A 26,699-nucleotide genomic window follows, 5' to 3' on the forward strand; every position below is an offset into this window, starting at 1 on the left:
TTGACTTCAAACCTCTCCTCCCTCTCCCTGTCGGCGATACCGCCGGCAGACGAGGCGCTGCGCCAGCCGGTCCGGGACTTTGTGCAAGCCGAGCTTGTCGGCACTGCGCCGGACCTGCGCGCACGCTCCTGGCTCGGGTTCAGTGCCGAATTCAGCCGCGCGCTTGGCGCGCAGGGGCTGATCGGCCTGACCATGCCGCGCGAGCATGGCGGCGCCGGGCGCAGTGCCTTTGCCCGCTTTGTCATGATCGAGGAAATGCTGGCCGCCGGCGCGCCGGTGGCCGGCCACTGGGTCGCCGACCGCCAGACCGCGCCGCTGATCCTGCATTACGGCACGCCCGCGCAGCGCGAGTTCTTCCTGCCGCGCATCATCGCCGGAGAAATGATTATCGCCATAGGCCTGAGCGAGCCCGACACGGGTTCCGACCTTGCCAGCGTACGCACGCGCGCCGTGCGCACCGAGACCGGCTGGCGCATCAACGGGCGCAAGATCTGGACGAGCAATGCCCATCGCGCGCATTACACCTGCGCGCTGGTGCGGACCTCCGGCACGCCCGACGACCGCCACAAGGGCTTGTCGCAATTGCTGATCGACATGTCGCTGCCGGGCGTATCGGTGCGGCCCATTCCCGATATCGCCGGCGACAGCCATTTCTGCGAAGTGCTGTTCGAAGACGTGGACGTGCCCGCGGACGCTTTGCTCGGCGAGGAAGGTTCGGGCTGGCGGCAGGTCACTTCCGAGCTGGCCTTCGAGCGCAGCGGCCCGGAGCGCATCTATTCGAGCCTGGTGCTGGTCGAGACGTGGCTGGCCGAACTGCGCCAGCTTGGCGAGGTCCCGCTCGCCGTGCAGGCAATCGCCGGGCGCATGGCGGGCCGCATGGCGGTGCTGCGCGCCATGTCGATTGCGGTCGCTGCCTGCCTGGAAGCCGGGGAGAACCCGGAACAGGAGGCCTCGCTGGTCAAGGACCTGGGCACTGAGTTCGAGCAGGCGGTGCAGGACTGGATCGCACAGGCACTTGAGCTGACACCCGGGCACGAAGCGTCGGACGCACTGCTGCGCACGCTGGCCTACGTGAGCCTGATCTCGCCTACCTACTCCATCCGCGGTGGCACCCGCCACATCATGCGCAGCATCATCGCGCGCGGCATCGGACTTCGCTGAACGACACACCATGACCGATTCCATTCTTGATGGCTTCCAGCGCGCGCTGCAGGACGTCTGCACGGACGAGCGGCTGCGCCGCACCGAAGCGGGCGAAGGCGCCGCGCAACTGTGGGCAGAGATCGACGCGCTGGGCTACACCGACGCGCTGGCAAGCGAGGCCCACGGCGGCTTCGGGTTGCCCTTGGCCAGCTTCTACCCGCTAGCTTTTGCCGCGGGGCATGCCGGCCTGGGCCTGCCGTTCGCCGAGACCGCCATGGCGCGTGCGCTGCTGGCCGAGGCTGGGCATGCCGCCGGTCCGGGTTGCATCGCCATTGCAGTCGCGACAGTCAAGGGCGAGGGGCTGGTCTGCCGTGACACGCCCGGCGCTGCGCTGTGCTCGCATGTGCTTGCGTCGCTGGATGGCAACTGGCTGCTGCTGCCCACCGCCGCCGCCAGGACTACGCCCGGCTTCTACCGGCCGCAGGCATCGGCCACGCTGCTCTGGGAGAACGCGGCGGAAGCTGAAGCCAGCTTTGCCGTGGGCGATGCCGATGCCGAAACGCTTTGCAATGCACTGCATGCCGCCGGCATGGCCGGCGCCATGGCGCGCGTCAGCGAACTGTCCGCGCTGTATGCCAATGACCGTGTCCAGTTCGGCCGCCCCATCGGCAAGTTCCAGGCGGTGCAGCAAGACCTGAGCGTACTGGCCGAGCAGGCAGCCTCCGCCGACATTGGCGCGCGCATCGGCTGCGCCAGCGCCACGTATCGACCCGCTCCGCTGCTCGCCGCCGCGGCCAAGCTGCGTGCCTGCGAAGCCGCAGAGAAAGTCACTGCCCTCGCCCATGCCGTGCACGGCGCCATCGGCATCACCGAGGAACACATCCTCGGCTGCTTCACGCGCCGGCTGCATGAATGGCGCATGGCGCCGGGCACGGCCGGGCGTTGCGCGGCCGTGCTCGGACAGGCGCTGCTGGCCGAGCACGGCCTGTCCATGCTCGATTTCGTGCGGTTGCGGCTGGCGCCCGGCGCCGACGCACTGGCGGCCGCGGCATAAACCGCTGGCTGCGCTGCCTTCTTTTCATCTCTCACTACAGACCAGGACTTACCATGGGACCTCTCTCAGGTGTCAAGATCGTTGAACTAGCCGGCATCGGCCCCGGCCCCATGGCGGCCATGCTGCTGGCCGACATGGGTGCGGAAGTATTGCGCATCGACCGTGTCGAGCCGGCTGACCTCGGCGTCAAGAAGCCGCTCAAGTACAACCTGCTCGCCCGCAACCGCAAGGCGATAGCGTTGGACCTGAAGGATCCGGCTTCGGTCCGCCTGGTGCTGGATCTTGTGGCAGGTGCCGATGCCCTGCTCGAAGGCTTCCGCCCCGGCGTGACGGAACGCCTCGGTCTTGGCCCCGACGCTTGCCTGGCGCGCAATCCGAAGCTGGTCTATGGCCGCATCACCGGGTGGGGCCAGACCGGGCCCTTGGCACACGCGGCCGGGCATGACGTCAACTACATCTCGCTCAGCGGCGCATTGCATGCGATCGGTGGCAACGGCCAGCCTCCGGCGATTCCGCTCGCGCTGCTGGGCGACATGAGCGGCGGCGCTTACATGGCGCTGGGCGTGGTCGCCGCCATCCTGGAGGCACGCGGCTCGGGCCAGGGCCAGGTCGTGGATGCGGCAATTTCGGACAGCACCGCGCATCTGGCAACGAGCTTCTACGCGCTGGTGCAAGGCGGACAGTGGAAGCTGGAACGGGGCACGAACGTGCTCGACACCGGCGCGCCCTGGTACAACTGCTATGAGTGTGCCGACGGCGGCTGGATCTCTGTCGGGCCGATCGAAGCGCGCTTCTATGCGCAGTTGCTGAAGCGTCTGGAGATCGATCCCGCAACGCTTGGCGCCCAATATGACACCGCCAGCTGGTCGCAGTCGCGCGAGGTGCTGGAACGGGTGTTCCGCTCAAAGACGCGCGATGCATGGTGCGCGTTGCTGGAAGGCACCGATGTTTGCTTCGCGCCGGTGCTGACCTTTACCGAGGCGCCCGAGCATGCGCACATGAAGGCGCGTGGCACCTTTGTCGAAGTCGACGGCATTGTCCAGCCGGCCCCGGCGCCACGCTTCAGCCGCACGCGTTCGGCCACGCCGACCGGGCCGCAGGAACCGGTGACGAAGGGGTTGGCGCGCGTATTGGCCGGTTGGCTCCCGGCGGAGGCGCTGAAGAGCTTGCCCTGAGCAGTTCACGCTGCTGACTGGTTCTCCATACCACACGCTTTCTCCCTCTCCCACTTCTGGGAGAGGGAGCCAACAATCGCAGTTTTGGTTTTGGCAACCTCAGCAGGCGATAGCCTTGTGCTCCATATATTCAGCCAACCCATAAACACCACACTCGCGCCCATTGCCCGAGCGCTTGTAGCCACCGAACGGCGCCCCCAGGTCCGCGCTCGCGCCGTTAATGCGCACCGTGCCGGCGCGCAGCCGTTGCGCCACGCGCCGCGCATGCGCCGCATCGCCTGACCAGACATAGGCGGCAAGTCCGTACTCCGTGTCGTTGGCGATGGCCACGGCCTCTTCCTCCGTGTCATACGGCATGATCGCCAGCACCGGGCCGAAGATCTCCTCCCGCGCAATGGTGGCATCATTGCCGACGTCGGCGAACACCGTCGGTCGCACGAAGAAGCCCTTGTCCAGTCCATCCGGTCGGCCGGTGCCGCCCGCCACCAGCCGTGCGCCTTCTTCGATGCCAATGCCGATCATGCGCTGCACCTTGTCGAATTGGGCGCCGCTGGCGACACTCCCCAGCTTGCTGTCGTCACTGGCAGGATCGCCGACAGTCAGCGCATGCGCCACTGCTGCCGCAATCTGCGCCGCCTCGTCATGCCGGTGCCGTGGCACCAGCATGCGCGTCGGCGCGACGCAGGTTTGCCCGGAATTCATCATGCAGTTCAGCACGCCGTCCTTGACAGCGGCCGCGAGGTCCGCATCGTCAAGGATAACGAAGGGCGACTTTCCGCCCAGCTCCAGCAGCACGCGCTTGACCGACGGCGCCGCGGCGGCGGCCACGTCCACGCCGGCGCGGGTCGAGCCGGTCAGCGAGATCACGTCGACATCCGGGTGGCGCGCCAGCGCCGCACCCACCACCGGCCCGGTGCCATAGACCATGTTGAAGACGCCGGACGGCACGCCCGCCTCATGCAGGATCTGTGCAAAAATATGCGCATCCAGCGCCGCCAGCTCGGACGGCTTGAGCACCACCGTGCAGCCTGCCGCAAGGGCATAGCCCGTCTTGAGGGCAACGGTAACTGCCGGCCAGTTCCAGGGCGTGACCAGCGCCGCGACGCCAATCGGTTCGCTCACCACGTCGGTATTGCCCAGCCTGCGTTCGAATTCCATCTGCTGCAGCGCCGCCACCGCCGAGCCGAGCATGGCCAGGCCCAGCGGCGCCTGTCGCGCCTTGCACAGCCACAGCGGCGCGCCGATCTCCTGGTGGATGGCCATGGCAAGTTCGTCAAGCCTCGCCTTGTAACCCTCCATCACGCGCGTGAGCACCGCGATTCTCTCCTCGCGGCTGGTGGCGGACCACGCCGGGAACGCCGCACGCGCGGCGGACACGGCGCGGCTTACGTCCGCCTCCGTGCCCAGCGCCACGCTGCCGATGACCGACTCGGTTGCCGGGTTGACGATATCGGCGGACGTAGCCCCGGGCGCGGGCGCTACCCACTGGCCGCCGATATAGAACTGACCTTGGTTGTGCATGACAGGTCCTTGTCTCCATGGTTGTTGTGCTGGCCGGCCGGGAGCACTTGATGCCGACCGGTGGATCGCCGGCGAGCAGGGGTGAGTCCACCTGCACGCCTGCGCAGACTGCCCGCGATCGCGAATATCGGCCCCCACCCGCTGCAGGGGGGGGAGCCCCATGCAGAAGCAGCCCATCATGCGGCAAACCGGGGCTGACAGACTCGGAAAACCGGAGACAACATCACATGTTGAATCACTCGCCTGTGCGTTGGGGCTTTGCGCCATCGGCGCGGAACAGGCACGGGCGAACCTCGGCAAGCCGTACTCCATGCACAGCGCCTGGTCAGGCTTGCCAGCGCTCAGGACCACTGATGTCCGCCGGTAGCCTCATATCCGGTTCCCCTCATGCACTGACTTCCTTCTCTATGTCTACCTACCCCACAACCGGCGACATCCGCGTCGCCCTGGACCAATATGTCGCGACGGTCGAGTTCGCGCGGCCTCCGCACAACCACTTCAACGAGGCATTGATCAGCGGCCTGGCCGATGTGCTGGAAGCGCTCGACCAGGACGATAGCTGCCGCGCTGTCGTGCTTGCCGCCGAAGGCAAGGTGTTCTGTGCGGGCGCTGATTTCTCCGCGGCGGAACATAACAACGGCCAGCCGGTTAGCGCCGGTCTGCTGTACAAGAAGGGGCTGCGCATGTTCCGCACCCGCAAGCCCGTGGTGGCAGCCGTGCACGGTGCCGCGGTGGGCGGCGGGCTGGGGCTCGCGCTGGCCGCCGACTTCCGCGTGACCTGCGATGAAGCGCGCTTCAGCGCCAACTTTGCCCGCCTAGGTACCCACCCCGGCTTCGCGCTGACCGCAACCTTGCCGCGCCTGGTGGGCACCCAGCAAGCGGCGCTGCTGTTCTACACTGGACGACGCATCAGCGGCACCGAAGCCGTGCGCCTGGGTCTTGCCGATATGCTGGTGCCGCAGGCGGAAGTACGCAGCGCGGCCTGGCAACTCGCCGCGGAGATTGCAGCGTCGGCGCCGCAGTCGGTCATGTCGGTGCGCGCGACGCTTCGCCGCGGCTTGGCCGAGGCCGCAGAGACCGCCACCGAGCGCGAATTCGTCGAACAGCATTGGCAGTTCATGCTGGAGGACTTCAGCGAAGGCAAGGCGGCCATGGCCGAGCGCCGCGTTCCGCTCTTTCGCGGCCGCTAGCCAGCCGGATCGCCGTTGCCGGATCCCACCGGAATGAATGCTCCGCTACCCGTCACCCGCTTTGCGCCCCCGCGCGTGCGCGCCGAGGCCATTGCGCGCGACGACCTGCTGGCCCGGCTGGCCGGACTGCAGCGCTGCCGGCTGGTAATGTTCAGCGCCGCGGCCGGCTATGGCAAGACCATCGCCATGGCGCAGTGGCGGCAGGTCCTGCTTGGCGCAGGCGGTACCGTGGTGTGGCTGTCCGCCACGCGCGGCGCCGATACACCGGCCCGGTTCTGCGCCGCGCTTGCGGCCGCGTTAAAAGCGGCGGACCTTCCGGTCGCCGCCGATATCCGGCAACTGCTTGACGATGAGCCCGACTGCGTGCCCGAGGCACTAGTGCCGGTGCTGGTCAATGCCATCGCCAGCCACGATGGCATGGTGCATGTCATGGTCGACGATTTCCACCGTGCCGGCAGCGCGCCGGTGCATGGCCTGGTGCAGGCCTTGCTTGACGAGGCGCCGGCCAACCTCGTCGTGGCGCTGGCGTCGCGCACGCGCCCGACCCTGCGCCTGGGCAGGCTGCATGCCATCGGCGAATGTACGGAGATCGATGCCCATGCGCTGGCATTCGACGCGGCCGAGACCACGGCCTTCCTGGAGCAACAACTGGGAACCGAAGCCGCCCTGGCCTTGGCGCGCGGCGCACAGGCAAGCACCGAAGGCTGGCCGGCGGGCCTGCAATGCCTGGCCACCGCAGCGAAAGCGGTGATAGCCGCCGGACTCCCGCCCGCAACGGCCTTGCAAGCCTGCCGCGAGCTGGACGCGTACTTTGCCGAGGAAGTGATTGCCGCGGCGCCAGCCGAGCTGGTGGCGTTGCTGGAGCCGCTCTCGCTGCCGCCGCATTTTGACGATGGGCTCGCGGCACATCTGACCGGCAACGGCGATGCCGCTGCGCTGCTGCGCCTGGCCTTCGCGAAGAACTTGTACCTGCTGCCCGAAGCAGCGGACAATGGCCGGCAATGGCTGCGCCTGCACCCGTTGTTCGCAGCCTTCCTGCGGCGCCGGCTGGAAGCCGCCGGCGCGGACATCCCCGCGTTGCATGGCGCCGCGGCGCAATGGTTTGAACAGGAAGGCTGCGCGCTCGAAGCCTTGCAGCACGCCACCCGCACCGGCGCCCTGGCGGATGCGGTCGGTGTGCTTCGGCGTTTGCCGCCGGATCGCGCCAACCTCTCGGTGGTCCGCAAGCTGCGTCGCTGGCTTGCGGACCTGCCGCACGACCAGTTGGCCGCCCACCCCGATATCCTGATGCGTGGCGCCTTTGCATGCGTACTAGCCCAGTTGCCCGACCAGGCGCAACGGTGCCTCGATGTAATCGCCGCCGCGCCCCCACGTCCCGGCTGGGACCAGCTCACCGGCGCGCTGCGCGCGGCGGTCGCGTTGCTGCGCGACGATGTGCCGGGCTGCCTGGCCGCGCTTCCCGCCGAGGTGCCCACGACGTGGCCGCCCCGGCTGCGCCTGCTCCATGCCGCCATGACGGTCTCATGCCTGTCCCGGCAGGGCCGCTTCGACGAGGCTAGCCGGCATTTCCATGGCGCCGCCACTCAGGATGCAGTGGCCAGCGACGACGAGCTGGCCGGCATTGCCACGGTGACTGCCGCCTATGCGCAGTATTACGAAGGGCACCTGCGCGAGGCCCAGCGCATGGCGTCCGAAACGCTGTCCCGCATGCCCGCCGCGCAACGCGCCCGCTCGCTCGCGGCGTGCCAGGCACGTGCGCTACTGGTCGAGCTGTTCTATGAGCGTGATTACCCCGACACGGCGCATGCCCTGTTCCAGGAAAGCAGCGACTTGCTGTGCATTGGCCTGCCGACTGCCATGGTCAGCGTTGCGCAGACGCGCGCGCGGCTCCTGCACCTGCACGGCGAACCCGAACGCGCGCTGGACGGCCTCGCGCATGTCGAAGCGGCGTGCCGCCGCGCCGGGCTGGCACGCGGCACAGCCGCCATGCTTGCCGAACAAGTGCGCCTGCTGCTGATGGCCGGTGACCTGCGCCGCTGCGAGGGCCGCATGCACGCGCTACAGGCACTTGCCGCCGACAGCGGTGCCACCGGGCCCAGCCAGGACGAGATCAGCTACCTGTGCGCGCTGGCAGGCGCCCGCTTTGCCACGGCCCTGCAGCGTCCCGACGAAGGCTTGCGCTGCGCGGATGCCGCGCGGCGCCTGGCCAGGCAGTACGGCAGGGGGCCGTGGCTGCAGATGGCCGGCCTCGCGCGGGCGGTCGCCCTTGACGCTCTTGGCTGCCATGCCGAGGCACTGGCCGCAGCGCGCGACGTCCTGTCCGCCGCCCGGCGCATGGGCTTGGTGCGCTCGTTGTGCGATGAAGGCGAAGCTTGGCGCAGCCTGGCGTCGCGCCTGCAATGCGGCGACGACGCGGCGCTGGAAAGCTACCGCGTCCGCATTGCGGCCGCGTCCCCGGCCGTGGCGCGCTGCACTGCGCCGTCCGGCGCAAGCCCTGACGTCTTCCCGGAATTGCCGGGACTGACGCCGCGAGAGCGGCAGGTGCTGGCACTGGTCAGCCAAGGCATGCCGAACAAGCGCATTGCGCAGGCGCTTGGGCTGAGCCTGGATACGATCAAGTGGAACCTGAAAAACGTCTTCTGCAAGCTCGGCGTATCGAGCCGGTATGAAGCCGTGCTCGCGGCACAGCAGATGCAGGCGCCCAGCACCGACTGATTGCCGGTTCCTTGCCAGGCGCGCCCCCCTCTTGCGGGGAGGGGGGCGGCGCGGGACGCCACCCGATACTGCGTCATCCCGCTACAGTAAAAGGAGACCTGCCACCATGAGTCCGCCCACCATCAGTCCGCCCCAGCCAGGCCCCGCCAAACCGGTCCCCGCGCCGCTGCCCGCGACACGGCCCTTCTGGGAAGGCGCGCAGGCCGGAGAGCTGCGCGTCCAACTGTGTGACTGCTGCGGCAAGCACGTGCTTTATCCGCGGCTGCGCTGCCCGTCGTGCGGCGCCGATGCGCTGTCGTGGGTACGCGCCAGCGGCCGCGCACGCCTGTACTCCTATGTGATCAGCCACCTGGCGATGCCCGGCTGGGCCGGCGAGACGCCCTACGTCATTGCCGTGGTCGAACTGGAAGAGGGGCCGCGCATGATGTCGAGCCTGGTTGGCGTCCCCGCCGACCCCGCGCACCTGGCGCTGGATATGCCGCTGGAGGTCGCGTTCGAGCCGCGTGGCGAGACGATGTTGCCGGTGTTCAAGCCGATGGGGGCTGCATGATGCGCAAACTTTCCGAGACAATCGCCATCGTCGGCGCCGCAGAAACTGATTTGGGCGCACTGCCGCACTTGTCCGAGATGGACCTGCGCGCCGACGCCGCGCACAAGGCCCTGGCCGAATGCGGCCTGACCTTGGCCGACGTCGACGGCATCACCAGCGCTGTCGACAGTCCGATCGACGTCGCCCACTACCTTGGCATCACGCCCACGTGGTACGACGGCACCTCGGTCGGCGGCTGTTCCTTCATGCTCCATGTGCGCCACGCCGCTGCTGCCATCCGCGCCGGCCTGTGCTCGACTGTGCTGGTTCTGCATGGGCAATCGGGTCGCTCGCGCGTGGGCTGGCCGCCGCGCGCCACGCCGCCCTTCTCCATCACCGGCCAGTTCGAAGCCCCCTACGGCGCCGGCGCCCCGCCCAATACCTTCACGCTGCCGGTGATGCGGTACATGAAGGAAACCGGCACCACGCACGAACAACTGGCCGAGGTCGTGGCCGCGCAAAGCCATTGGGCCGAAGGCAATCCTCGCGCCAGCCGCAACAAGCGCCTGACCGCCCAGGAGGTGATGGCCGCACCGATGATCGCCTACCCGTTCACCAAACTGGAGTGCTGCGTGGTCACCGATGGCGGCGGCGCGCTGGTGGTCACCTCGGCCGACCGAGCCCGCGACCTGAAGACAGCGGGCAAGCCGGTCTACCTGCTGGGTTCCGGCGAAGCGGCCGACAGCCCGCTGGTTTCGATGATGGACGACATGACCAGCTCGAAGGCATTCCGCCTGTCGAGCCAGCAGGCTTTTGCCGAATCCGGGCTGGCCCATGCCGACATCGACCACCTGATGATCTATGACGCCTTCGCCCACCTGCCGCTGTACGGGCTAGCCGACCTGGGCTTCGTGGCGCGCGGCGAAGCCGGGCAGTTCATCCAGGCCGGGCATACCCGGCCGGGCGGGAAGCTGCCGATGAACACCAACGGCGGCGGCATCCTCTACACGCACACCGGCATGTACGGCATGTTCGCCATCCTGGAGGCCGTGCGCCAGTTGCGCGGCGAAGCGTTCCGGCAGGTCGACAAAGTCCGCACGAGCTTCGTGCAGGGGGTCGGCGGTTACTTCACGTCGGCTTCGGCGCTGGTGCTGTCCAACGAACTGCAATAAGAATAACGGGGCGCCTTCGGCCCCCGCTCCGCGTACAGGCGGCGCAACCGCCGCCCGTGCTCGGCCACGGAGACATCTGCCATGGAACAACTCAACTGGTCTTACCTCGGCGACCACGCGCGCGCCCATCCCGAGCGCCTCGCCGTCATCAACGGCACCACCGGGGCTTCAATGACCTACGCCGAACTCGAGGAGCGCTCCAACCAGCTGGCGCACTACCTGCACGAGCTCGGCCTGCGCCCCGGCGACCATATCGCGATGGTGCTGGAAAACAATATGCGCTGCTTCGAGATCGGCTGGGCAGCGCAACGTGCAGGGCTGCTGCTGACGCCGGTCAACCGCTTCCTCACCCCTGACGAAGCCGCCTACATCATTGCCGACAGCACCTCCAAGGCAGTCATCAGTTCATGGGCGATGCGCGACCTCGCCGCCGGACTGAACGACCGCATGCCGGATTGCCCGGTGCGCCTGATGGTGGATGGGGTGATCGAGGGATGGTCCGCCTATGAGGATGCCGTCGCGCCCTGCCCCACGGCGCCGCTCAAGCATGAAGCGCTCGGCGCGCTGATGCTGTACAGCTCCGGCACCACCGGCCGGCCCAAGGGCATCATCCGCGCCCAGCACTCGCATGACGTGCGCGACTATGTCGATCCCTTCCGCCGCAAGCTGTACGGGGCTTACGGCTTCTTTGATGGCATGATCTACCTGTCCACCGCGCCGCTGTACCACTCGGCGCCGCTGGCATGGGCGCTGCAGACCGCGGCCATCGGCGGGACCACGGTCTTCATGGAGAAATTCGATGCAGCTGAGTCGCTGGCGCTGATCGAACGCTACCGCGTCACGCACAGCCAGTGGGTGCCGACAATGTTCGTGCGCCTGCTCAAGCTGACCGAGCCCGAACGCCGGGCGCATGACCTCTCCAGCATGCGGTTCGCCGTCCACGCCGCCGCGCCGTGCCCGCGGGATGTCAAGCTCGGCATGATCGAATGGTGGGGCCCTATCATCCACGAGTACTATGGCGCGACCGAAGGTTGCGGCATGACCCAGATCGACAGCGCCGAGTACCTGTCGCACCCCGGCTCTGTCGGACGCGCAACGCTGGGCGTCATCCACATCTGCGACGATGACGGCAACGAACTGCCAACCGGAGAGAGCGGCCTGATCTACTTCGAGCGCGACAGGGTACCGTTCCAGTACCACAACGACCCGGAGAAGACCCGTGCGGCCTGCCATCCCATCCATCCGACCTGGACGGCCGTGGGCGACATGGGCTACGTGGACGGCGACGGTTACCTGTACCTGACGGACCGCAAGACCTTCATGATCATTTCGGGCGGCGTGAACATCTATCCGCAGGCGATCGAGGACGCGCTGGTCACCCATCCGAAAGTCCAGGACGCCGGCGTGATCGGCGTGCCGGACGCCGAGATGGGCGAATCGGTCAAGGCGATTATCGAGCCCGCGCCTGGCATAGCGCCCACCGCCGAGCTGGCGGAGGAACTGGTCGCCTATCTGCGCGGCAAGGTCGCCAGATACATGATCCCGAGGTCCGTGGCATTTATCGACACCATGCCCCGCCTGCCGACGGGCAAGCTGTACAAGCAGGCGCTGCGCGACAAATTTGGCAAGGAGCCGTCAGCCTGACCGGCATCCCGGATATTCTGATTGTTACGGCAATTCCACCCGCAGCAACGCTGCAGCAGCTTGCCGCCTGAGCGCGGAGGACGCCTTGAAGTTCGCCCGGGCTCGGCACCACCGTTGCGTTCATAGCTGTGCAAGCCATGAAAACACTTCGTCAGGGGTCGGATCCGGGCGAAGAGCTTCCGCTCCGGCTATGCCGGAGCATTTTTTTTAGTCGTCTGAAGTTGCTACAACACCGTGCGCCTTCCCGACCAAGCGCACGCGAATGGAGGAAGGCAGCGGCCACTCGCTAGCTGTCCGTATGGGGACAGCAGGGTTTCGACATGCCGGTTCCAAACACGCACAGCATTCATGCCCACCTCCGCAATGGTTCCGCCCCCCCGTCGCGGGAGGGGGGCGCATCGCGAGTTCGGTTTATGGTGTGATCCAAACACGATGGCGCAGTGCGAGCGTGGCGACTCCAACGGCCCGACTCAACTGCGCCAGGCGGTGCCTGACACCGCATTGACCACACTTCCCGGAGAATTGCATGCCCCCCCGGCTTTACCATTCGGACGCGCTATTCCAGGCATATTTCAGGGCTGCTCAGGACTGGGCCAATGTGCTGACCCTTGCTCCGGCTATCGCGGCTGAAAACGGCGACCGCAGGTTCCAGGCGCCGGAATGGCACGAGCATCCGTGGTACGGCGCACTCAAGCAGGCCTACTCGGCCAACTCGCGCTGGCTGGCCGCGATGGTCGAGGCCATCGACCTCGGTGACACGGAGAAGCAAAAGCTGCGCTTCTTCACCGGCCAGCTCATTGACATGATGTGCCCCGCAAACTTCGCCGCTACCAACCCCGAAGCCGCCAGGCAGGCGCTGGAATCAGGCGGTGAAAGCCTGCGCGCCGGCCTCGCCAACCTGCTCTCGGACCTGGAGCGCGGCCGCATCGCTATCACCGACGAGGCAGCGTTCGAAGTTGGGCGCAACGTGGCCGTCTCGCAGGGATCGGTGGTGTTCGAATGCGAGCTCATGCAACTGATCCAGTACGCGCCGCTGACCAGCCACGTGGCATCGAGGCCGCTGGTGATCGTGCCGCCCTGCGTCAACAAGTTCTATATACTCGATCTCCAGCCTGCCAATTCATTCGTACGCTTCGCCTGTGAGCAGGGGTACACCGTCTTCCTGGTGTCGTGGCGCAACCCGTGCCTGGAGCTGAAGGATACGAGTTGGGACGACTATCTCGAGCAAGGGGTCATGCAGGCTATCGACGTCGCGCTGGAAATCAGCGGCGCCGACCAAGCGAATACGCTTGGCTGGTGCATCGGCGGCACCCTGCTGGCATCGGCGCTGGCGGTGATGCGAGCGCGCTCGGAAGCGAAGGTGGCCAGCATGACCTTGCTCACCACTCTGCTGGATTTCGAGGAGCCGGGCGATCTCGGAGCGTTTGTCAGCGCTCCGGTCGTCAGCCACTACGAGCAGGCCATTGGCGGCGGCGGCATTCTGCGGGGCAAGGACCTCGGCTTCGTGTTCCAGCTGCTGCGAGCCAACGACCTCGTCTGGCCCTACGTGGTCAACAACTATCTCAAGGGGCAGCAACCAGAGCCGTTTGATCTGCTCTACTGGAATGCGGACACGACCAACCTGCCGGGGCCGATGTTTGCCTGGCTGTTGCGCAACGGTTACCTGGAAAACAGGCTATGCGAACCTGACCGGCTGGCTGTGTGCGGGCAGATGCTGGATCTGGGAAAGGTCGACATGCCCAGCTACATTCTCGCCGCGCAGAGCGACCACCTGGTGCCTTGGCGATCGGCGTACCGCGCCACGCAACTTCTGGGCGGCGACTCACAGTTCGTACTCGGCGCCAGCGGCCATATTGCCGGCGTCATCAATCCTCCGTCCGCCGGCAAGCGCAATTTTTGGGCAGGGAAAAAGCCCGGCGCGAACGCTGACGAATGGTTGTCGCGCGCGGAAGCGATACCCGGGAGCTGGTGGATACACTGGAGCCAGTGGCTGCGTCGCCATGCCGGGAAGAAGATGCCGGCGCCGGCGGGGCCGGGCAATGACCGCCACCGGCCGCTCGAACGGGCGCCTGGGCGCTATGTCAGGGTTCGCCACGACTGAATTTGAAGGCGCTACGTCACGCCCGGCGACACGCAATTGGGGTATTCGTACTCGGGGCGTGCGAGGCGGTGCTACTCGACCCGGAAAAACTCCACCGACTGCCCCGCATTGACCGCCCGCCGCAGCCAGTCGGGCATGTCGCCCTGCCCGTCCCAACTCTGTCCCGCCGCGTTGCGGTAGCAGACCACAGGCGGGGGCGCGGGTGCGGGTGGCGGCGAGGGATCGAAGCACCCCGCCGCTTCCAGTTCCTCCATGGTCAGCCCGTAGTCGGCCATCTCATTCTGGATCCAGCGGATCGCCGCCGCCCGCTCAGTTTTTGCTGTCATTGCTGTCGTCACTGCTGTCGCTGCCGTCTTCCGAGTTGGTGGCGGCCGTCGGCGCGCCCTGCTTGTCGTCCTGCTGTTCGTCCGGTTTTTCGCCTAGCGCCGCCTGCTCGGCCGGCGCCGGGCTCCCGGCCTTGCGCCGCCGCGCACCACCCTCTCGTGCGGGTGGTCTTACCCGCAATTCTGCCAGCAGCTGGCGCGCCAGCGCCGCCTCGGCTTCGGCGCGCTCCGCCCGGCGCTGTGCTGCGGCCAACTCCGTCTGCACCGCGTCCAGGTCGTTGGCGGATTTGCGCTGCGCCTGCTCGGCGCTGGCGAGCCGATCGGCGAGCGCCGCGGCCTGGGCCTCGAGCCGGGCCCGGACTTCGGCCTGCGCCACCGCCGCGTCGCGGGCCGCGCTGCGCGCCGCCACCAGTTCGCCGCGCGTGCGCTCGCTCTGCTGGCGCGCGGTCCGCTCGGCGTCCAGTTCGCGCAAAGCGCGCCGCTCGCTGGCCTCGGCCCGTTCCTGGGCAAGGGTCACCTGCTCGCGGGCGCGCGCGAGCTCGGTCGAGAATTGGGTACGCAGTTCCGCCAACTGCCGCCCGGCAGCGTCCATTGCGGCCGGGGCGGTGCAGACCATCTGGCAGGCGGCCAACGAGGCTGCCATCGGCGAGCTGGCCACGCTGCGCGCCGAGGCCCGCGCCGCCGCCAGCGCTGCCGAAGCCGAGCGCGATGCCGCGCACGCCGACACCGCGCTGGCGCGCGAGGAAGCCGCGGCGCTTGTCGCGCAGCTGGGTTTGGCGCGCGGCGTCCATCGAGGAGGGTCAGGCGACGCTGGCCGCAGAGCGGCAGGCGCACGCGGCGACCCAGGCCCGGCTCGAAGCGGGGCGGGCGGCGTCAGATCGTCAATGATCGGTTGCGAGAGCTCGAGGGTCGCCGCAGCTTCCAAGGGCGTTCTGGCAGGAACTGCGCGGGCGCACGCGCGTCACCATCGACCATCCCGACTTGCCGGAGGCGTTGAAGGACATCTGACGATCAAAGCGACGATCCAGCCAAGTCAGCCACCCGTCGACCTCATCGCGTAAGTCTTCCAGCACGGCTCACACATTAACACAACAGATGTTGTGTTAAGTCGGATTGCGAGTTATTGTTCTTGCATCACGCCGGCCAGCGTCCATCACCGAGGAATAAAGGAGACCCATCATGCTCACCAGCCCATCCCAACGAGAGGCGTTTCGCCATGACGGCGCCGTACTGGTAGAGAACTGCCTCGACCCGACGCAGCTCGCGCAGTGCTACGAGGCGTTCAAGTGGAACGTCGCCAACCCGGGGCCGTATCACTTCCGCTCGCTGGACGGCACCAGCCTGCAGACCCACATCGATAACGCCAATCCGGTCGTCAAGGACAAGCTTGACGATCTGGTCACGACGCTGCCGTTCGGAAGGATATTCCAGGAGCTATGGGGATCGGAGCATGTCTGGTATTTCGCCGAGGAGGTGTTCGCCAAGGAAGGTGGCCAAAGCGGCCGCGGGCCGTGGCATCAGGACACGGCGAACCTCCCGTGGGCCGGCCAGCACTGGGGCAACGCGTGGATCACCTTCCAGGCCATTCCCAAGAAGAATTCGCTGGAGATAGTTCGCGGCTCCCATCTCGGCATCCAGTACGACGGGGCCAGTTTCGCGAATGCCGATGACCCGACCGATCCGCTGTACGGCGACGGCACCCTGCCCCGCCTGCCGTATATCGACAAGGAACTCGCCGAAGATCCCAATGCGTGGGACGTGCTCTCCTGGGGCGTGACGCCTGGCGACGTCGTCTTCCTGCATCCGCGTTCGCTGCACGGAGGCGCCGCCGTCGACGCCGGCTGTCCGACCCGCCATACCCTGGTGCTGCGCTTCTTCGGTGACGACGCGACATTCCGCGCCCTGCCTCTATCGAACCCGCGCTATGCCCGCAACGGGCCCCTCTTCAGGGAAGAAATGGCCAGGCTCAATGAAGGCGAGCCGTTCCGCTCGCCTGTCTTCCGCCAGATCGCCTGATATCGCCTTGCTCGGAGGAGCAGCCATGAAACGACAAATGATCAATCCCGGCCTCGCGCAGGCAAGGCACTACGACCAGCTTCATTTCTCGTCGGCGACCCGTGTCGGCGACATGATCTGGGTGTCCGGCCAGGTGGGCTTCGATCTGGCGACAGCCACGGTGGGCCAGGGAATGGAAGCGCAGGCCCGGCAGGCATTTGAAAATCTGAAGACGGTCCTCGAAGCCGCGGGAGCCAGCATGGCCGACATCGTGGAGATCATGACTTTCCACACCGACCTGCGCGGCGACATCCAGGCGTTTGTGAAGGTCAAGGATGAATACCTCCCCGACCGCTATCCCTCGTGGACAGGCGTGGGCGTAAGCCAGCTGGCCCGCCCCGAGTTCCTCGTCGAGATACGCGCCATTGCGGTCGCCGGCTGCGGCGCCGGCTGACAGCCAGAAGCCGCGGCCCCGTTTGCACACTTAGGTCGCGGCACACGATCCCAAAAGAAAAAAACATCGACAAAGCTGATGGAGACACAAACATGAATCGTCCCAATACGGTCGTCAGACCGGATAAGCCATCCAGCATTCTTGCGAGGCTTGACCGCCTGCCGGTGATGGCTTGCCACTACGTCTGGGCCGCGCTGCTCGCGGCCAACCTGATGCTGGAGTATTACGACAACGCCATCTTTGCCTACGCCAGTCCGACGATCAAAGCCCATACCAATCTGAGTACGGAGCAGATCGGCCTCATCAGCAGCGCGTTTTTCATCGGGATGATCATCGGAGCGCTGGTGGGAGGAAGACTGTCTGACAGATGGGGACGACGCTCGGTGCTGGTATGGACCACCGTCCTGTACTCGCTGGGCGCGTTGGCGACGGCGTTCGCGCCTACCTACGAGACCATACTGGCCTCCCGCGTCGTCACGGGTATCGGCGTGCAGGCCGCCACATCGGTGCTGCTTGTCTATATCGCCGAGATGTTTCCCGGCAAGGCTCGTGGCCGCTTCGTCTCCATCGTGACGATCGGGTTCGTGGTCTCCGGCATCGGGGCTGCGGCGCTGGCGATGTTCTATCTCCCGCACAGCAGTACCGGTGCCTGGCGCAACCTGTTCCTGGCTGGCAGCATCGGCCTGCTGATTGCGCCCCTGGCACGCTTCATCCTGCCGGAATCGGTGCGCTGGTGTGTCTCGCGCGGGTGGTCCGACCGCGCCGAACGCATCGTCAGAGAACTGGAAGCACGCGCACTGCGCCGCGGTCCGCTCGACGAACCCGGAATTGCCGCAACTCAACAGAACGCCGCAGCACCAACGCTACGCGACCTCATCAACGACAAGGCCGTTCTGCGAACCATAGCCGTTCTCACGCTCGGCTATTTCGGCGCCACCTTGGCCTACTACCTGTTCGGGCAGTGGGGCGTCTACTCGCTCGTGTACAGCCTCAAGTACTCCGAGGAAGATGCGTATTTCATCCTGTTCCTATGGAACGTGATTTATGGCGTCACGCCGTTCGTCGCCATGCTGTTTCTCGACCGGTATGAACGCAAGTCCACCATCCTTGTCGTGTCCGTGCTCAGCGCCCTGCCGTTGGTCGTGCTCGGCATCTCGGCCACCAACTGGACGGTGATCGGTGCGGGCGGTCTCGCGTCCATCATCACCGGGCTCGTTGTCAATGCGTACTACACCTATATTCCGGAGACGATTCCGACGCAGCTGCGCGCCCTGGGCAGCGGCATCGTGATTTCCGGCGGGCGGTTCGGCGGAGCGGCCGCCGGCGTCCTGGGCGCCGCGCTGTTCTCGGCAAGCGGCATGGCGGGCGTAATGCTCGCGGCGGCAGCCTGCTACATCGTCTTCTCCATCCCCGTTGCCCTGTTCGGCCCGCGCACGACCAACCGCTCGCTGGAAGCCGTTACCGACGAAGGGTCCGGCGCTGCAAACGGAGCGCGCCAATCCCCGGACACGCCCATGGCCGCCTGACACGGCATTGCCGTCAAGTACCGGGTGGTTGTGTCCCGGCAGCACGAATCTCCAGATAAAGGAACGCGGCAACGTGACTGAAGACTTCAAGACATATCGAACGCTGGGCGGCTGGATAGAAAAGCCGGCCGATCTGCAGCCACCGCTCGAGGGCCACACCAACGCCAATGTGGTCATCGTCGGCGCCGGCTTTGCCGGCCTTTGCGCGGCGCTGGAGCTTGCCCGGCACCGCGTGAAGGTGGTCGTCCTCGAACGCGAATTCTGCGGCTATGGAGCGAGCAGCCGCAACGCGGGCTATCTCGCCGGCGGTCAGGGACTCAAGCTCGACCGTTTCCTCAAGCGCGCAGGCCATGAGAAAGCGAAGCAGATCGTGCGCTTCTACCAGGACGGCGTCAGCTTCGCCGAAGGCAAGTTCGCGGAGTACGGGATCGACTGTGACTACAACCAGTCGGGACTGATCCGTGCCGGCATCGACCCCTCGCAGGAAGGCAGGGTGCGCGACGATATGCGCATCAGCGCCGAACTCGGATGCCCATCGGAATATCTGGACCAGGCCGAGATGCGCGCACGTGGCATCCCGCCAGCGTTCCTGTTCGGCAGCTACGTGTCGAACGGCGGCACGCTCGATCCCGGCAAGTACGTCCTGGGCCTGCGGCGCGCGGCCCTGCGGGCAGGCGTCACGATCCACGAGAACACGCCGTTGCTGTCCTTCACCGAAGGACCAGTCGTCAAGGTGCAGACGCCGCGCGGCAGTGTCAGCGCGCCGGTCATGATCCTGGCCACCAACGCCTATACGCCCCAGCTCGGCCCGCTCGCGGACAAGGTGGTGCCGTTGCGGCTCTCGGCCATGGAGACCGAACCGCTTTCCCCCGTCCAGCTGGCAGCGCTTGGGTGGCATCGTCGCGAAGGCATCACCACCATGCTCTGGGTCATGGAGAGCCATCGCCTGACGGCGCGCAACACGCTGGTCGTGACGACCAAGCGCCTGCGCTACCCGTTCGGCTCGCAGACGCCGGATGTGCCGGAGCACGCCCAGTACCGGGCGCTGCGGATGGCCCTGCACGACCGCTTTCCACCCTTGAGGGGTATCGCCATCCGGCGCTGCTGGAGCGGCTACATCAGCTATGCCGACGATGGCCTGCCGGTGATCGGCACCACCCGAGCGGACCGGAACATCTACTACGCGGCGGGATGCTCCGGCCACGGCGTCGGCACACAGGGCATGGTCGGACACATGCTGGCCGAGAGGATCTGCGGCATCGAGAACCCGCTGCTTGCGATGCTGATGCAACACAGCCCGCCCACGACGCTGCCCGAGCCGCTGCGCTGGTTCGCGCTGAACGCCGCCCTGAAGGTCGCAAGCAGGCTCGATGAACGCTCGAACCGCAAGGCGCGCGCCGCATGAGGCATGCGCTGGGGGATGCTACGCGATGGCATGACAGCGGGGACTTGCGGGACCCCTGCATTAACTGAAATTCGCTACGGAAATACTCATGACAGATCTGTACGATGTCGCCGTGATTGGCGCTGGCTTCGCAGGCGTGACTGCCGCACGGGACCTCAGCATGGCAGGCCATTCGGTGGTCCTGCTCGAGGCGCGTGACCGGATTGGCGGCCGGACCTGGTGGGGAAAGGCCCTCGGCCTGCACCTCGATCTGGGCGGCACCTACGTGCACTGGACCCAGGCGCATGTGTGGCGCGAACTCAAGCGCTATGGCATCGGGCTGGCCAAACCGATGCCGGTGACCAGGGCCTACTGGTACGCCGACGGCGTGGTGCACGCCGGGACGTGGGAGCAACTCCACCAACTGACCGCGCCGCTGGTCGCCCGCTTCTTTGCCGATGCCCGGACGCACTTTCCCCAGGTGGATGACCTCGCAGCCGCCGATGTCGGCGCGATCGACAAGCAGACCATCGGCGACCGGCTTGACGCGCTTGAACTCTCCGCGCACGACCGTGACCTGCTGGTCAACGCGATGTCCATCCTGGTTTGTGCCGAACACGAGCAGGGGCTCGCGCAACTGCTGTTCTGGTGCGCGATCTGCTTCGGCAGCTGGAGCGCGTTCAAGGAAATCGCCGGGCACTGGCCGATCGAGGGCGGCACCGGCCGCCTGATCGACGCCATGAGCGCCGAGTCGGCCGCCGAGTTGCGCCTCTCGACGCCGGTGGCCGCTGTCGATGACAACGGGCATGAGGTCATCGTGACCACCCGCGATGGAGAGCGTATCCGGGCCCGGCGCGCCGTGGTGGCATTGCCGCTGAATCTGCTGAGCGAGCTTTCCGTCACGCCTGCACTGCCGCAACCCGTGCGCGCCATGATCGAGCAAAAGAACCCGATCCTGCCCAGCAAGATCTGGGTACGGGTCAAGGGCGAGATCGAGCCCTTCGTAATCTATGCGCCGGCGGGCAAGCATCCCATCAATACCGCCCATGCCGAACGGCGCGACGATGGCGATACGCTGGTGGTGTGCTTCTGCGCCGATGCCTCAACGCTGGACGGGAATGACCGCGAGGCAGTACAGCAGGCGCTGCGGGACTTTATCCCGGACATCGAAGTGGTGGACACGGTCTGCCAGGATTGGGCGAACGACCCGTTCTCCAAAGGCGGATGGATGCATCACCGCCCCGGCAATCTGACGCACGCAGCTCCCTTGATGCGACAACCCCACGGCCGCATCCACTTCGCGGGAGCGGACATCGCACCGATCGGGGTTGGCGGCATCGACGGTGCCATCGAGACCGGCACCAGGGCTGCCGCTGACGTCGCCCGCGCTTTGGATGGCGCTGGCCACCGCTGATGCCGTGCTACGCGCGCACCGCCCGTCCGCCAGGATTCTGCTCGCCCGGCACGGGCGCAACCAGCACCGCCAGCGCATCGATGAGCGCCCGCATTCGCTTTGGCGTGAATCGCTTGGGCTCGATGGGATACATCATCATCCACCCGTCCCCCATGGCAACGAGCTGATCGGTGAGGATGTCCGCCGGAATATCATTGCGGACCGTCCCTTTCTCCTGAGCGTCCTTGACAATGGCAGTGAGCAAGCGGCGATAACGCGCGTAGCGCCTGGCGATGACTTCCGCAAACGCAGGCTCGTGGCGCCCCTGCGCCAGCAACTCCGATGTCGCCGGCCAGAACCTCGTGCTGCGGTCCGTCAGCCTGATCCAGCTTTCGAACGGCGCAAGGATGTCACCGCTTTCCCGGGCCGACTCCAGCATCGCGTCGAAACGGTCAAATGCGCTCTCCATCAGCGCCACGACCAGCTCTTCCTTGTTCGCGAAGTAATACGTCACCGCCCCAGTGGTGTAGCCCGCATGCTTGGCAACCTTGCGCAGCGATGCGTTGGCGTATCCCTCCTGTGCAATCACCATGGATGCCGCGCGCAGCAGCTCCTTGCGCTTCGCTTCGCGGTCGCCGACCGGACGACCCCGGGTTGAGACCTGCTCGATATCGTCGTCTCTGTCCATTGTTCTGTTCTGTCTCTTGAGGAGGATTTCGATCACTGGATGCCGCCGGTTAGCCGCCAGAAGCCTGATTTTACAGAATTGACGTTATGTTCCGATTCTAGCCCCTTCAGCGTTCTTGCCTCCGGCAACGCCCGGGTGCAGCCCGTTCCATCCGGGACGCGCAGCCTGTGTCCGCCCCTGCCCCCCTCTCCTTGCCGGGACCACGCAGGGAATACCCGTCCTTTTTATTTAACATTACACACGTTATGTTAATTCACGATTCGCGCGAATCGCCGGGCAGGACTTCAGAAAGAGTGCGCGGCCGATGCCTTTGCATGCGGCCGCCAGGCAACTGACAAACAGGGAGATGGTTGATGGATGCATTCAGGCGCAATGGGTTGAGCAAGGATGGTGCTGTCGTCAGGGAACAGCGTCGTGAGGAGAAACACCGAGTGCCGCGCAGCGTGGCACGCAACTGGGGCACGACGCCTGTCATCGCACTGGCAGCACTTGGTGTCTTCGCAGGCGCGGCACATGCCCAGTCATCCATCACCTTGTACGGGACGCTGGACACCAACCTTGAAATCGACACCAACTTAAAGAGCGCGGGCGGCGGCTCGGCCAATCGATACGCGCTGAACGGCGAAGGCCTGTCTGGTTCGCGATGGGGTTTGCGCGGCGTTGAAGATATCGGCGGCGGCCTGAGCAGCGTCTTTGTGCTGGAAAGCGGCGTAGGCGGCGACAATGGCACCCTGCAGCAAGGCGGCCGCCTGTTTGGCCGGCAGGCATTCGTCGGCCTGCAGAGCGCCACCTACGGCAAGATCACCTTCGGGCGCCAATACACCTCGATGCTCGAGGCACTGGCCAACTTCTCGCCGGCGGCCATGTCGAGCCTGTATGAACCTGTCATCGCCCAGATCGGGCCGGTGTACCGCGAAGACAACACCCTCAAGTATTCCGGGACCTTTGGTCCGGTCAGCGTCGGGGCCCACTGGAGCTTTGGCACCGGCGGGAGCAGCGGCACCGTGGACCTCGGCCGGCTTGGCGGCTCGGGAGAGGTTCCGGGCCAGTTTCGCCGCGATACCGGCTATGGCGCCCGGGCGTCCTATACGGCAGGGTCGTTCAGCGCCACCGTGACCTATGACCAGGTGAACCCGAGCATCATCGGCACCAACGGCTTCGCCGGTACCGGCACCTTCAAGAAGGCCGCCGCAGCAGCCAGCTACGCCGTCGGGCCCGCGATCTTCATGAGTGGATACCGCTGGGGCATGTCGACCGCGCCGGGGCAGACACTGACGCGCGACAACCTGTACTGGGCTGGCGTCTACTACGAAATGACGCCTGCCCTGAGCCTGACGCTGGACTACTACTACCAGACGTTCCGGTCCTCGACCCTGCCGGCGCTGAGGCCTGCCGGCAATCCGAGGCAACTGATGTTCATTGCCGACTACCGCCTCTCCAAGCGTACGGACCTGTACCTGACCACCGCTTACGCCAGGAATGCCGGCCTGTGCCTGGACACCGCATCCATTGCGTTCAACAACGGTTACCAGCCCGGTGCCGGCAAGAACAGCATGTTCGGCGCAGCACTGGGTATCCGCCACAACTTCTGAGCACGACGGATATCGTCAAACCTTGGCCGATGCCAACCCGATGCGGCGTTGCTTCAGCGTTCCGCATCGGGACATGGCGCGAGGACCACCATGGCGGCGGTCCTCAGGGTATGTCATCCCAACCGGTAGACGCCGTCTTCGTTCTTCTCAACCCGTCCGTCGGCCAGCAGCTCCGCCAGATGCTGGGAAATCGTACGGGTCTCGGCGTTGACCACCCACAAGCCTTCATAGCCAGGCGGATACAGCAGCCGCCGGTCGACCAGCTGCGCCAGTGTCTTTGGCGATTCGCGCAGCATGGCCATCAGGCGCTGTTCGCGCTCGTCCAGCTTGGCCGCATAGGCCGCGAGATCACGCAGGAAGCGCTCGCGATCGGTGTAGACGCCCCGGTGATGGGACGTAACCCAAGCCTTGGCCGGAATCTCGGGCAGCCGTGCCAGGCTGCGACGGAAGTCCGCCAGGCTGGATCCCGCGTCGCCATAGTAAGGCCCGAATCCGGTCAGGTCGATGTCGCCCGTGAAAGCCACCCCCTCCGGTTCGACAAGAAGCACGGTGTGGCCCGCGGTGTGCCCTGGCAGGTGAAACGCGCGGATGCCGGCCTGCCCAAGATCCCAGTATGCGCCGTCCACGTAGCCTTGCGCATCGGGCCGCGGCGCATAAAAGAACTCTCGCTGAAACTTGAGCAGCGTCTCCGATGCATAGTCCGCATTGCCGAAAGCGGCGATCATGCCATCCCAGCTCCTTGCCGCTGGCAAATCCCCCTCGTGCACATAGACCGATGCATGCGGGAGACGATGCAATCCAGCCATATGGTCCTCATGCACATGGCCCATCACCACCAGTTCGGTCGCGTCAAACTCGGGGCCGATATAGTTCGCGACCAGCGGGGTGTCGAACGCCGCACGAGTGTCCGAGCCTCGTATCACTACCTGATTGCCGTCGGGGTATTTGCCGCTCTTCTCGCCTAAGAAGACCGAAACGCGCCCGAGATCCACGCGCCGGATGCGTCCCTGCATGTCGGAACTGCTGAAAGCTGTGCTCATGTCAATCGTCCTCCCTGGCGGTCCGTTGCGGTCTCCCCGCGGCCGAGATGCTCCAGGAGCGATCAGGCCGGGTTGCGAAACGCTGTCTTCAGTCTATTTATAATAACATTAGTCATCAGAATAGAAGGTGATTGAAAACGCAGGCCGCATAGTTTCCTGGGTTAGCACATCGCCGGCGTATCGGACAAGTGGCCGTATAGCGCGAGCAGTGGTCGTCAGCGGGATCAGTCCACCGCCTTGAACATGTCCTCGACCACCTTCTTGGCGTCGCCGAACACCATCATGGTCTTGTCCATGTAGAACAGCTCGTTGTCCAGGCCGGCGTAGCCCGCCGCCATCGAGCGCTTGTTGACGATGATGGTCTTGGCCTTGTACGCCTCCAGGATCGGCATCCCGGCGATCGGCGACTTGGGATCGGTCTTGGCCGCCGGGTTGACCACGTCGTTGGCGCCCAGCACCAGCACCACGTCGGCCTGGCCGAACTCGCTGTTGATGTCTTCCATCTCGAAGACCTGGTCGTATGGCACCTCGGCCTCGGCCAGCAGCACGTTCATGTGGCCGGGCATGCGGCCCGCCACCGGGTGGATCGCGTACTTCACGGTCACGCCCTTTTCGGCCAGCTTTTCGGTCAGTTCCTTCAGCGCGTGCTGCGCGCGCGCCACCGCCAGGCCATAGCCGGGGACGATGATCACGGTCTCGGCGTTGCCCATCAGGAAGGCGGCATCGTCGGCCGAGCCGGACTTCACGTTGCGCTGTGCCTGTGCGCCGGCGGCCGCGCCTGCCGACGCGTCGCCGCCGAAGCCGCCCAGGATCACGTTGAAGAACGAGCGGTTCATCGCGCGGCACATGATGTACGAGAGGATGGCACCGCTTGACCCCACCAGCGAGCCGGCGATGATCAGCATCGGGTTGTTCAGCGAGAAGCCGATGCCCGCCGCCGCCCAGCCCGAGTACGAGTTCAGCATCGACACCACCACCGGCATGTCGGCGCCGCCGATCGGGATGATGATCAGCACGCCGAGCACGAAGGCGATCGCCAGCATGATCAGGAACGGCAGCCAGGCCTGCGACATGAAGAAGATCACGCCGAAGCCGATCATCGCCACCGCCAGCAGCAGGTTCAGCCAGTGCTGGCCGGGGAACACCACCGGCGCGCCCTGGAACAGGCGGAACTTGTAGCGCCCGGCCAGCTTACCGAAGGCGATCACCGAACCGGAGAAGGTGATGGCGCCGACGAAGCAGCCGATGAAGAGCTCGATCCGGTTGCCCAGCGGGATCAGGTGCGAACCTGCCGGCGTGATGCCGAACGCAGCCGGCTCGGCCACCGCGGCCACCGCGATGAACACCGCCGCGAGACCGATCAGCGAGTGCATCGCCACGACCAGCTCGGGCATCTTGGTCATCTGCACCTTCCTGGCCACGTAGGCGCCGATGCCACCGCCGACCACCAGCGCGCCGAAGATCAGCGCCAGGCCGGAGCCCACCGACGACTGCGCCGTGCCGGCCGCCAGGAACTCATTCTTGAGCTTGATGATCAGGACCAGCGTGGTGACCACCGCGATCGCCATGCCGATCATGCCGAAGGCATTGCCCTTGCGCGCCGAGGCCGGGTGCGACAGCCCCTTGAGCGCCTGGATAAAGCAGACCGAGGCCACCAGGTAGAGCAGGGTGACGAGGTTCATGCTGACGAGGCCGGCTGCCATTACGCGCCCTCCCTGGCCAGTGCCTGCTTGGGTTCGGTCGCCTTGGCCTTCGGCTCCTTCTTCTTGAACATTTCCAGCATGCGCTGGGTGACCAGGAAGCCGCCGAACACGTTGACCGCGGCCAGTGCCACCGCCAGCGTGCCCATCACGCGCCCGACGCCGCCTTCGGTCAGGCCCGCGGCCAGCATCGCACCGACGATGATGATGGCCGAGATCGCGTTGGTTACCGCCATCAGGGGCGTATGCAGGGCCGGCGTGACCGTCCAGACCACGTGGTAGCCCACGTAGATCGCCAGCACGAAGATGATCAGGTTGATCACCGTGTGGTTCACCATCTCCATCGACTTCTCCTTCGTT

The 26,699-nt window shown here is 66.1% G+C and carries 21 protein-coding genes and 2 pseudogenes; 16 read left to right on the top strand and 7 right to left on the bottom strand.

The features are described 5' to 3' along the window. From E0W60_RS30540 to E0W60_RS30550, 3 genes are read left to right on the top strand one after another with little or no spacing between them, the layout of a single operon-like run. The gene (locus tag E0W60_RS30540; RefSeq protein WP_135706639.1) at positions 1 to 1,161 is read left to right on the top strand and encodes an acyl-CoA dehydrogenase family protein; all 1,161 of its coding nucleotides are present in this window, start codon (positions 1 to 3) and stop codon (positions 1,159 to 1,161) included. A 10-nt stretch (positions 1,162 to 1,171) separates the two neighbouring features. Next, on the top strand, positions 1,172 to 2,197 hold the full coding sequence (locus E0W60_RS30545; protein WP_135706640.1) for an acyl-CoA dehydrogenase family protein: 1,026 nt from the start codon (positions 1,172 to 1,174) through the stop codon (positions 2,195 to 2,197). Between the two features lie 53 nt (positions 2,198 to 2,250). Beyond that, entirely contained in the window at positions 2,251 to 3,372 is a 1,122-nt protein-coding gene (locus E0W60_RS30550; RefSeq protein WP_135706641.1) for a CaiB/BaiF CoA transferase family protein, read from the top strand. Between the two features lie 99 nt (positions 3,373 to 3,471). On the opposite strand, the gene E0W60_RS30555 is transcribed toward E0W60_RS30550, so the two are convergent. Next, complete coding sequence (locus E0W60_RS30555) at positions 3,472 to 4,893, bottom strand: aldehyde dehydrogenase family protein (RefSeq protein ID WP_135706642.1); 1,422 nt, start codon at positions 4,891 to 4,893, stop codon at positions 3,472 to 3,474. Positions 4,894 to 5,300: 407 nt separating this feature from the next. Here E0W60_RS30555 and E0W60_RS30560 point away from each other — a divergent pair, with 407 nt between their 5' ends. The 6 genes from E0W60_RS30560 to phaC all read left to right on the top strand — a co-directional run bounded on the left by E0W60_RS30560 (position 5,301) and on the right by phaC (position 14,244). After that, positions 5,301 to 6,083, top strand: a complete 783-nt coding sequence (locus E0W60_RS30560) for an enoyl-CoA hydratase/isomerase family protein (protein ID WP_135706643.1) — start codon at positions 5,301 to 5,303, stop codon at positions 6,081 to 6,083. Positions 6,084 to 6,116: 33 nt separating this feature from the next. Further along, positions 6,117 to 8,798 carry a LuxR C-terminal-related transcriptional regulator gene (locus E0W60_RS30565; RefSeq protein WP_135706644.1) on the top strand — a complete coding sequence of 894 codons (2,682 nt, stop codon included), beginning with the start codon at positions 6,117 to 6,119 and terminating at the stop codon, positions 8,796 to 8,798. Positions 8,799 to 8,904: 106 nt separating this feature from the next. Then, positions 8,905 to 9,348: a Zn-ribbon domain-containing OB-fold protein gene (locus tag E0W60_RS30570; protein ID WP_135706645.1), complete on the top strand. Its 444-nt coding sequence runs from the start codon at positions 8,905 to 8,907 to the stop codon at positions 9,346 to 9,348. Continuing rightward, positions 9,348 to 10,499, top strand: a complete 1,152-nt coding sequence (locus tag E0W60_RS30575) for a thiolase C-terminal domain-containing protein (protein ID WP_135707102.1) — start codon at positions 9,348 to 9,350, stop codon at positions 10,497 to 10,499. Before E0W60_RS30570 ends, E0W60_RS30575 begins: the two co-directional genes overlap by 1 nt. A gap of 81 nt (positions 10,500 to 10,580) precedes the next feature. After that, on the top strand, positions 10,581 to 12,143 hold the full coding sequence (locus E0W60_RS30580) for an acyl-CoA synthetase (protein ID WP_135706646.1): 1,563 nt from the start codon (positions 10,581 to 10,583) through the stop codon (positions 12,141 to 12,143). Between the two features lie 526 nt (positions 12,144 to 12,669). Further along, positions 12,670 to 14,244, top strand: a complete 1,575-nt coding sequence (phaC, locus tag E0W60_RS30585; RefSeq protein ID WP_135706647.1) for a class I poly(R)-hydroxyalkanoic acid synthase — start codon at positions 12,670 to 12,672, stop codon at positions 14,242 to 14,244. A 71-nt stretch (positions 14,245 to 14,315) separates the two neighbouring features. Here the strand turns inward: phaC and E0W60_RS30590 are convergent, their stop codons facing one another. After that, complete coding sequence (locus tag E0W60_RS30590) at positions 14,316 to 14,570, bottom strand: H-NS family nucleoid-associated regulatory protein (protein ID WP_135706648.1); 255 nt, start codon at positions 14,568 to 14,570, stop codon at positions 14,316 to 14,318. Then, positions 14,554 to 15,354 (bottom strand): annotated as a pseudogene (locus E0W60_RS30595) (DNA-binding protein); the annotation flags it as partial. The gene E0W60_RS30590 and the pseudogene E0W60_RS30595, both read right to left, overlap by 17 nt. A gap of 155 nt (positions 15,355 to 15,509) precedes the next feature. Here E0W60_RS30595 and E0W60_RS38430 point away from each other — a divergent pair. The 6 genes and pseudogenes from E0W60_RS38430 to E0W60_RS30630 form a co-directional block, all read left to right on the top strand. Then, positions 15,510 to 15,572: pseudogene (locus E0W60_RS38430) on the top strand (DNA-binding protein); the annotation flags it as partial. Positions 15,573 to 15,746: 174 nt separating this feature from the next. Further along, positions 15,747 to 16,583, top strand: a complete 837-nt coding sequence (locus E0W60_RS30610; RefSeq protein WP_135706649.1) for a phytanoyl-CoA dioxygenase family protein — start codon at positions 15,747 to 15,749, stop codon at positions 16,581 to 16,583. Between the two features lie 25 nt (positions 16,584 to 16,608). Beyond that, positions 16,609 to 17,016 carry a RidA family protein gene (locus E0W60_RS30615; RefSeq protein ID WP_135706650.1) on the top strand — a complete coding sequence of 136 codons (408 nt, stop codon included), beginning with the start codon at positions 16,609 to 16,611 and terminating at the stop codon, positions 17,014 to 17,016. A gap of 92 nt (positions 17,017 to 17,108) precedes the next feature. Next, positions 17,109 to 18,542 (top strand): MFS transporter, encoded by a 1,434-nt coding sequence (locus E0W60_RS30620; RefSeq protein ID WP_135706651.1) that lies wholly within the window; start codon positions 17,109 to 17,111, stop codon positions 18,540 to 18,542. A 73-nt stretch (positions 18,543 to 18,615) separates the two neighbouring features. Next, positions 18,616 to 19,947 carry an NAD(P)/FAD-dependent oxidoreductase gene (locus tag E0W60_RS30625; RefSeq protein ID WP_135706652.1) on the top strand — a complete coding sequence of 444 codons (1,332 nt, stop codon included), beginning with the start codon at positions 18,616 to 18,618 and terminating at the stop codon, positions 19,945 to 19,947. 88 nt (positions 19,948 to 20,035) lie between these two features. Then, positions 20,036 to 21,340: a flavin monoamine oxidase family protein gene (locus E0W60_RS30630; protein ID WP_135706653.1), complete on the top strand. Its 1,305-nt coding sequence runs from the start codon at positions 20,036 to 20,038 to the stop codon at positions 21,338 to 21,340. Between the two features lie 7 nt (positions 21,341 to 21,347). Here E0W60_RS30630 and E0W60_RS30635 read toward each other — a convergent pair whose 3' ends face one another. Next, a complete protein-coding gene (locus E0W60_RS30635; protein WP_135707103.1) occupies positions 21,348 to 22,007 on the bottom strand; it encodes a TetR/AcrR family transcriptional regulator in 660 nt (219 codons plus the stop codon). Between the two features lie 353 nt (positions 22,008 to 22,360). On the opposite strand from E0W60_RS30635, the gene E0W60_RS30640 reads away from it, so the two are divergent. Next, positions 22,361 to 23,599, top strand: a complete 1,239-nt coding sequence (locus tag E0W60_RS30640; protein WP_135706654.1) for a porin — start codon at positions 22,361 to 22,363, stop codon at positions 23,597 to 23,599. 113 nt (positions 23,600 to 23,712) lie between these two features. Here the strand turns inward: E0W60_RS30640 and E0W60_RS30645 are convergent, their stop codons facing one another. The 3 genes from E0W60_RS30645 to E0W60_RS30655 form a co-directional block, all read right to left on the bottom strand. Then, positions 23,713 to 24,639: an MBL fold metallo-hydrolase gene (locus tag E0W60_RS30645; RefSeq protein ID WP_135706655.1), complete on the bottom strand. Its 927-nt coding sequence runs from the start codon at positions 24,637 to 24,639 to the stop codon at positions 23,713 to 23,715. A 224-nt stretch (positions 24,640 to 24,863) separates the two neighbouring features. Beyond that, positions 24,864 to 26,342, bottom strand: a complete 1,479-nt coding sequence (locus tag E0W60_RS30650; RefSeq protein WP_135706656.1) for an NAD(P)(+) transhydrogenase (Re/Si-specific) subunit beta — start codon at positions 26,340 to 26,342, stop codon at positions 24,864 to 24,866. Further along, positions 26,342 to 26,683 carry an NAD(P) transhydrogenase subunit alpha gene (locus E0W60_RS30655; RefSeq protein WP_135706657.1) on the bottom strand — a complete coding sequence of 114 codons (342 nt, stop codon included), beginning with the start codon at positions 26,681 to 26,683 and terminating at the stop codon, positions 26,342 to 26,344. Before E0W60_RS30655 ends, E0W60_RS30650 begins: the two co-directional genes overlap by 1 nt. Between the last annotated feature and the right edge of the window lie 16 nt (positions 26,684 to 26,699).

The sequence above is a fragment of the Cupriavidus oxalaticus genome (assembly GCF_004768545.1).
In the GTDB taxonomy this organism is placed as follows: Bacteria; Pseudomonadota; Gammaproteobacteria; order Burkholderiales; family Burkholderiaceae; genus Cupriavidus; species Cupriavidus oxalaticus_A.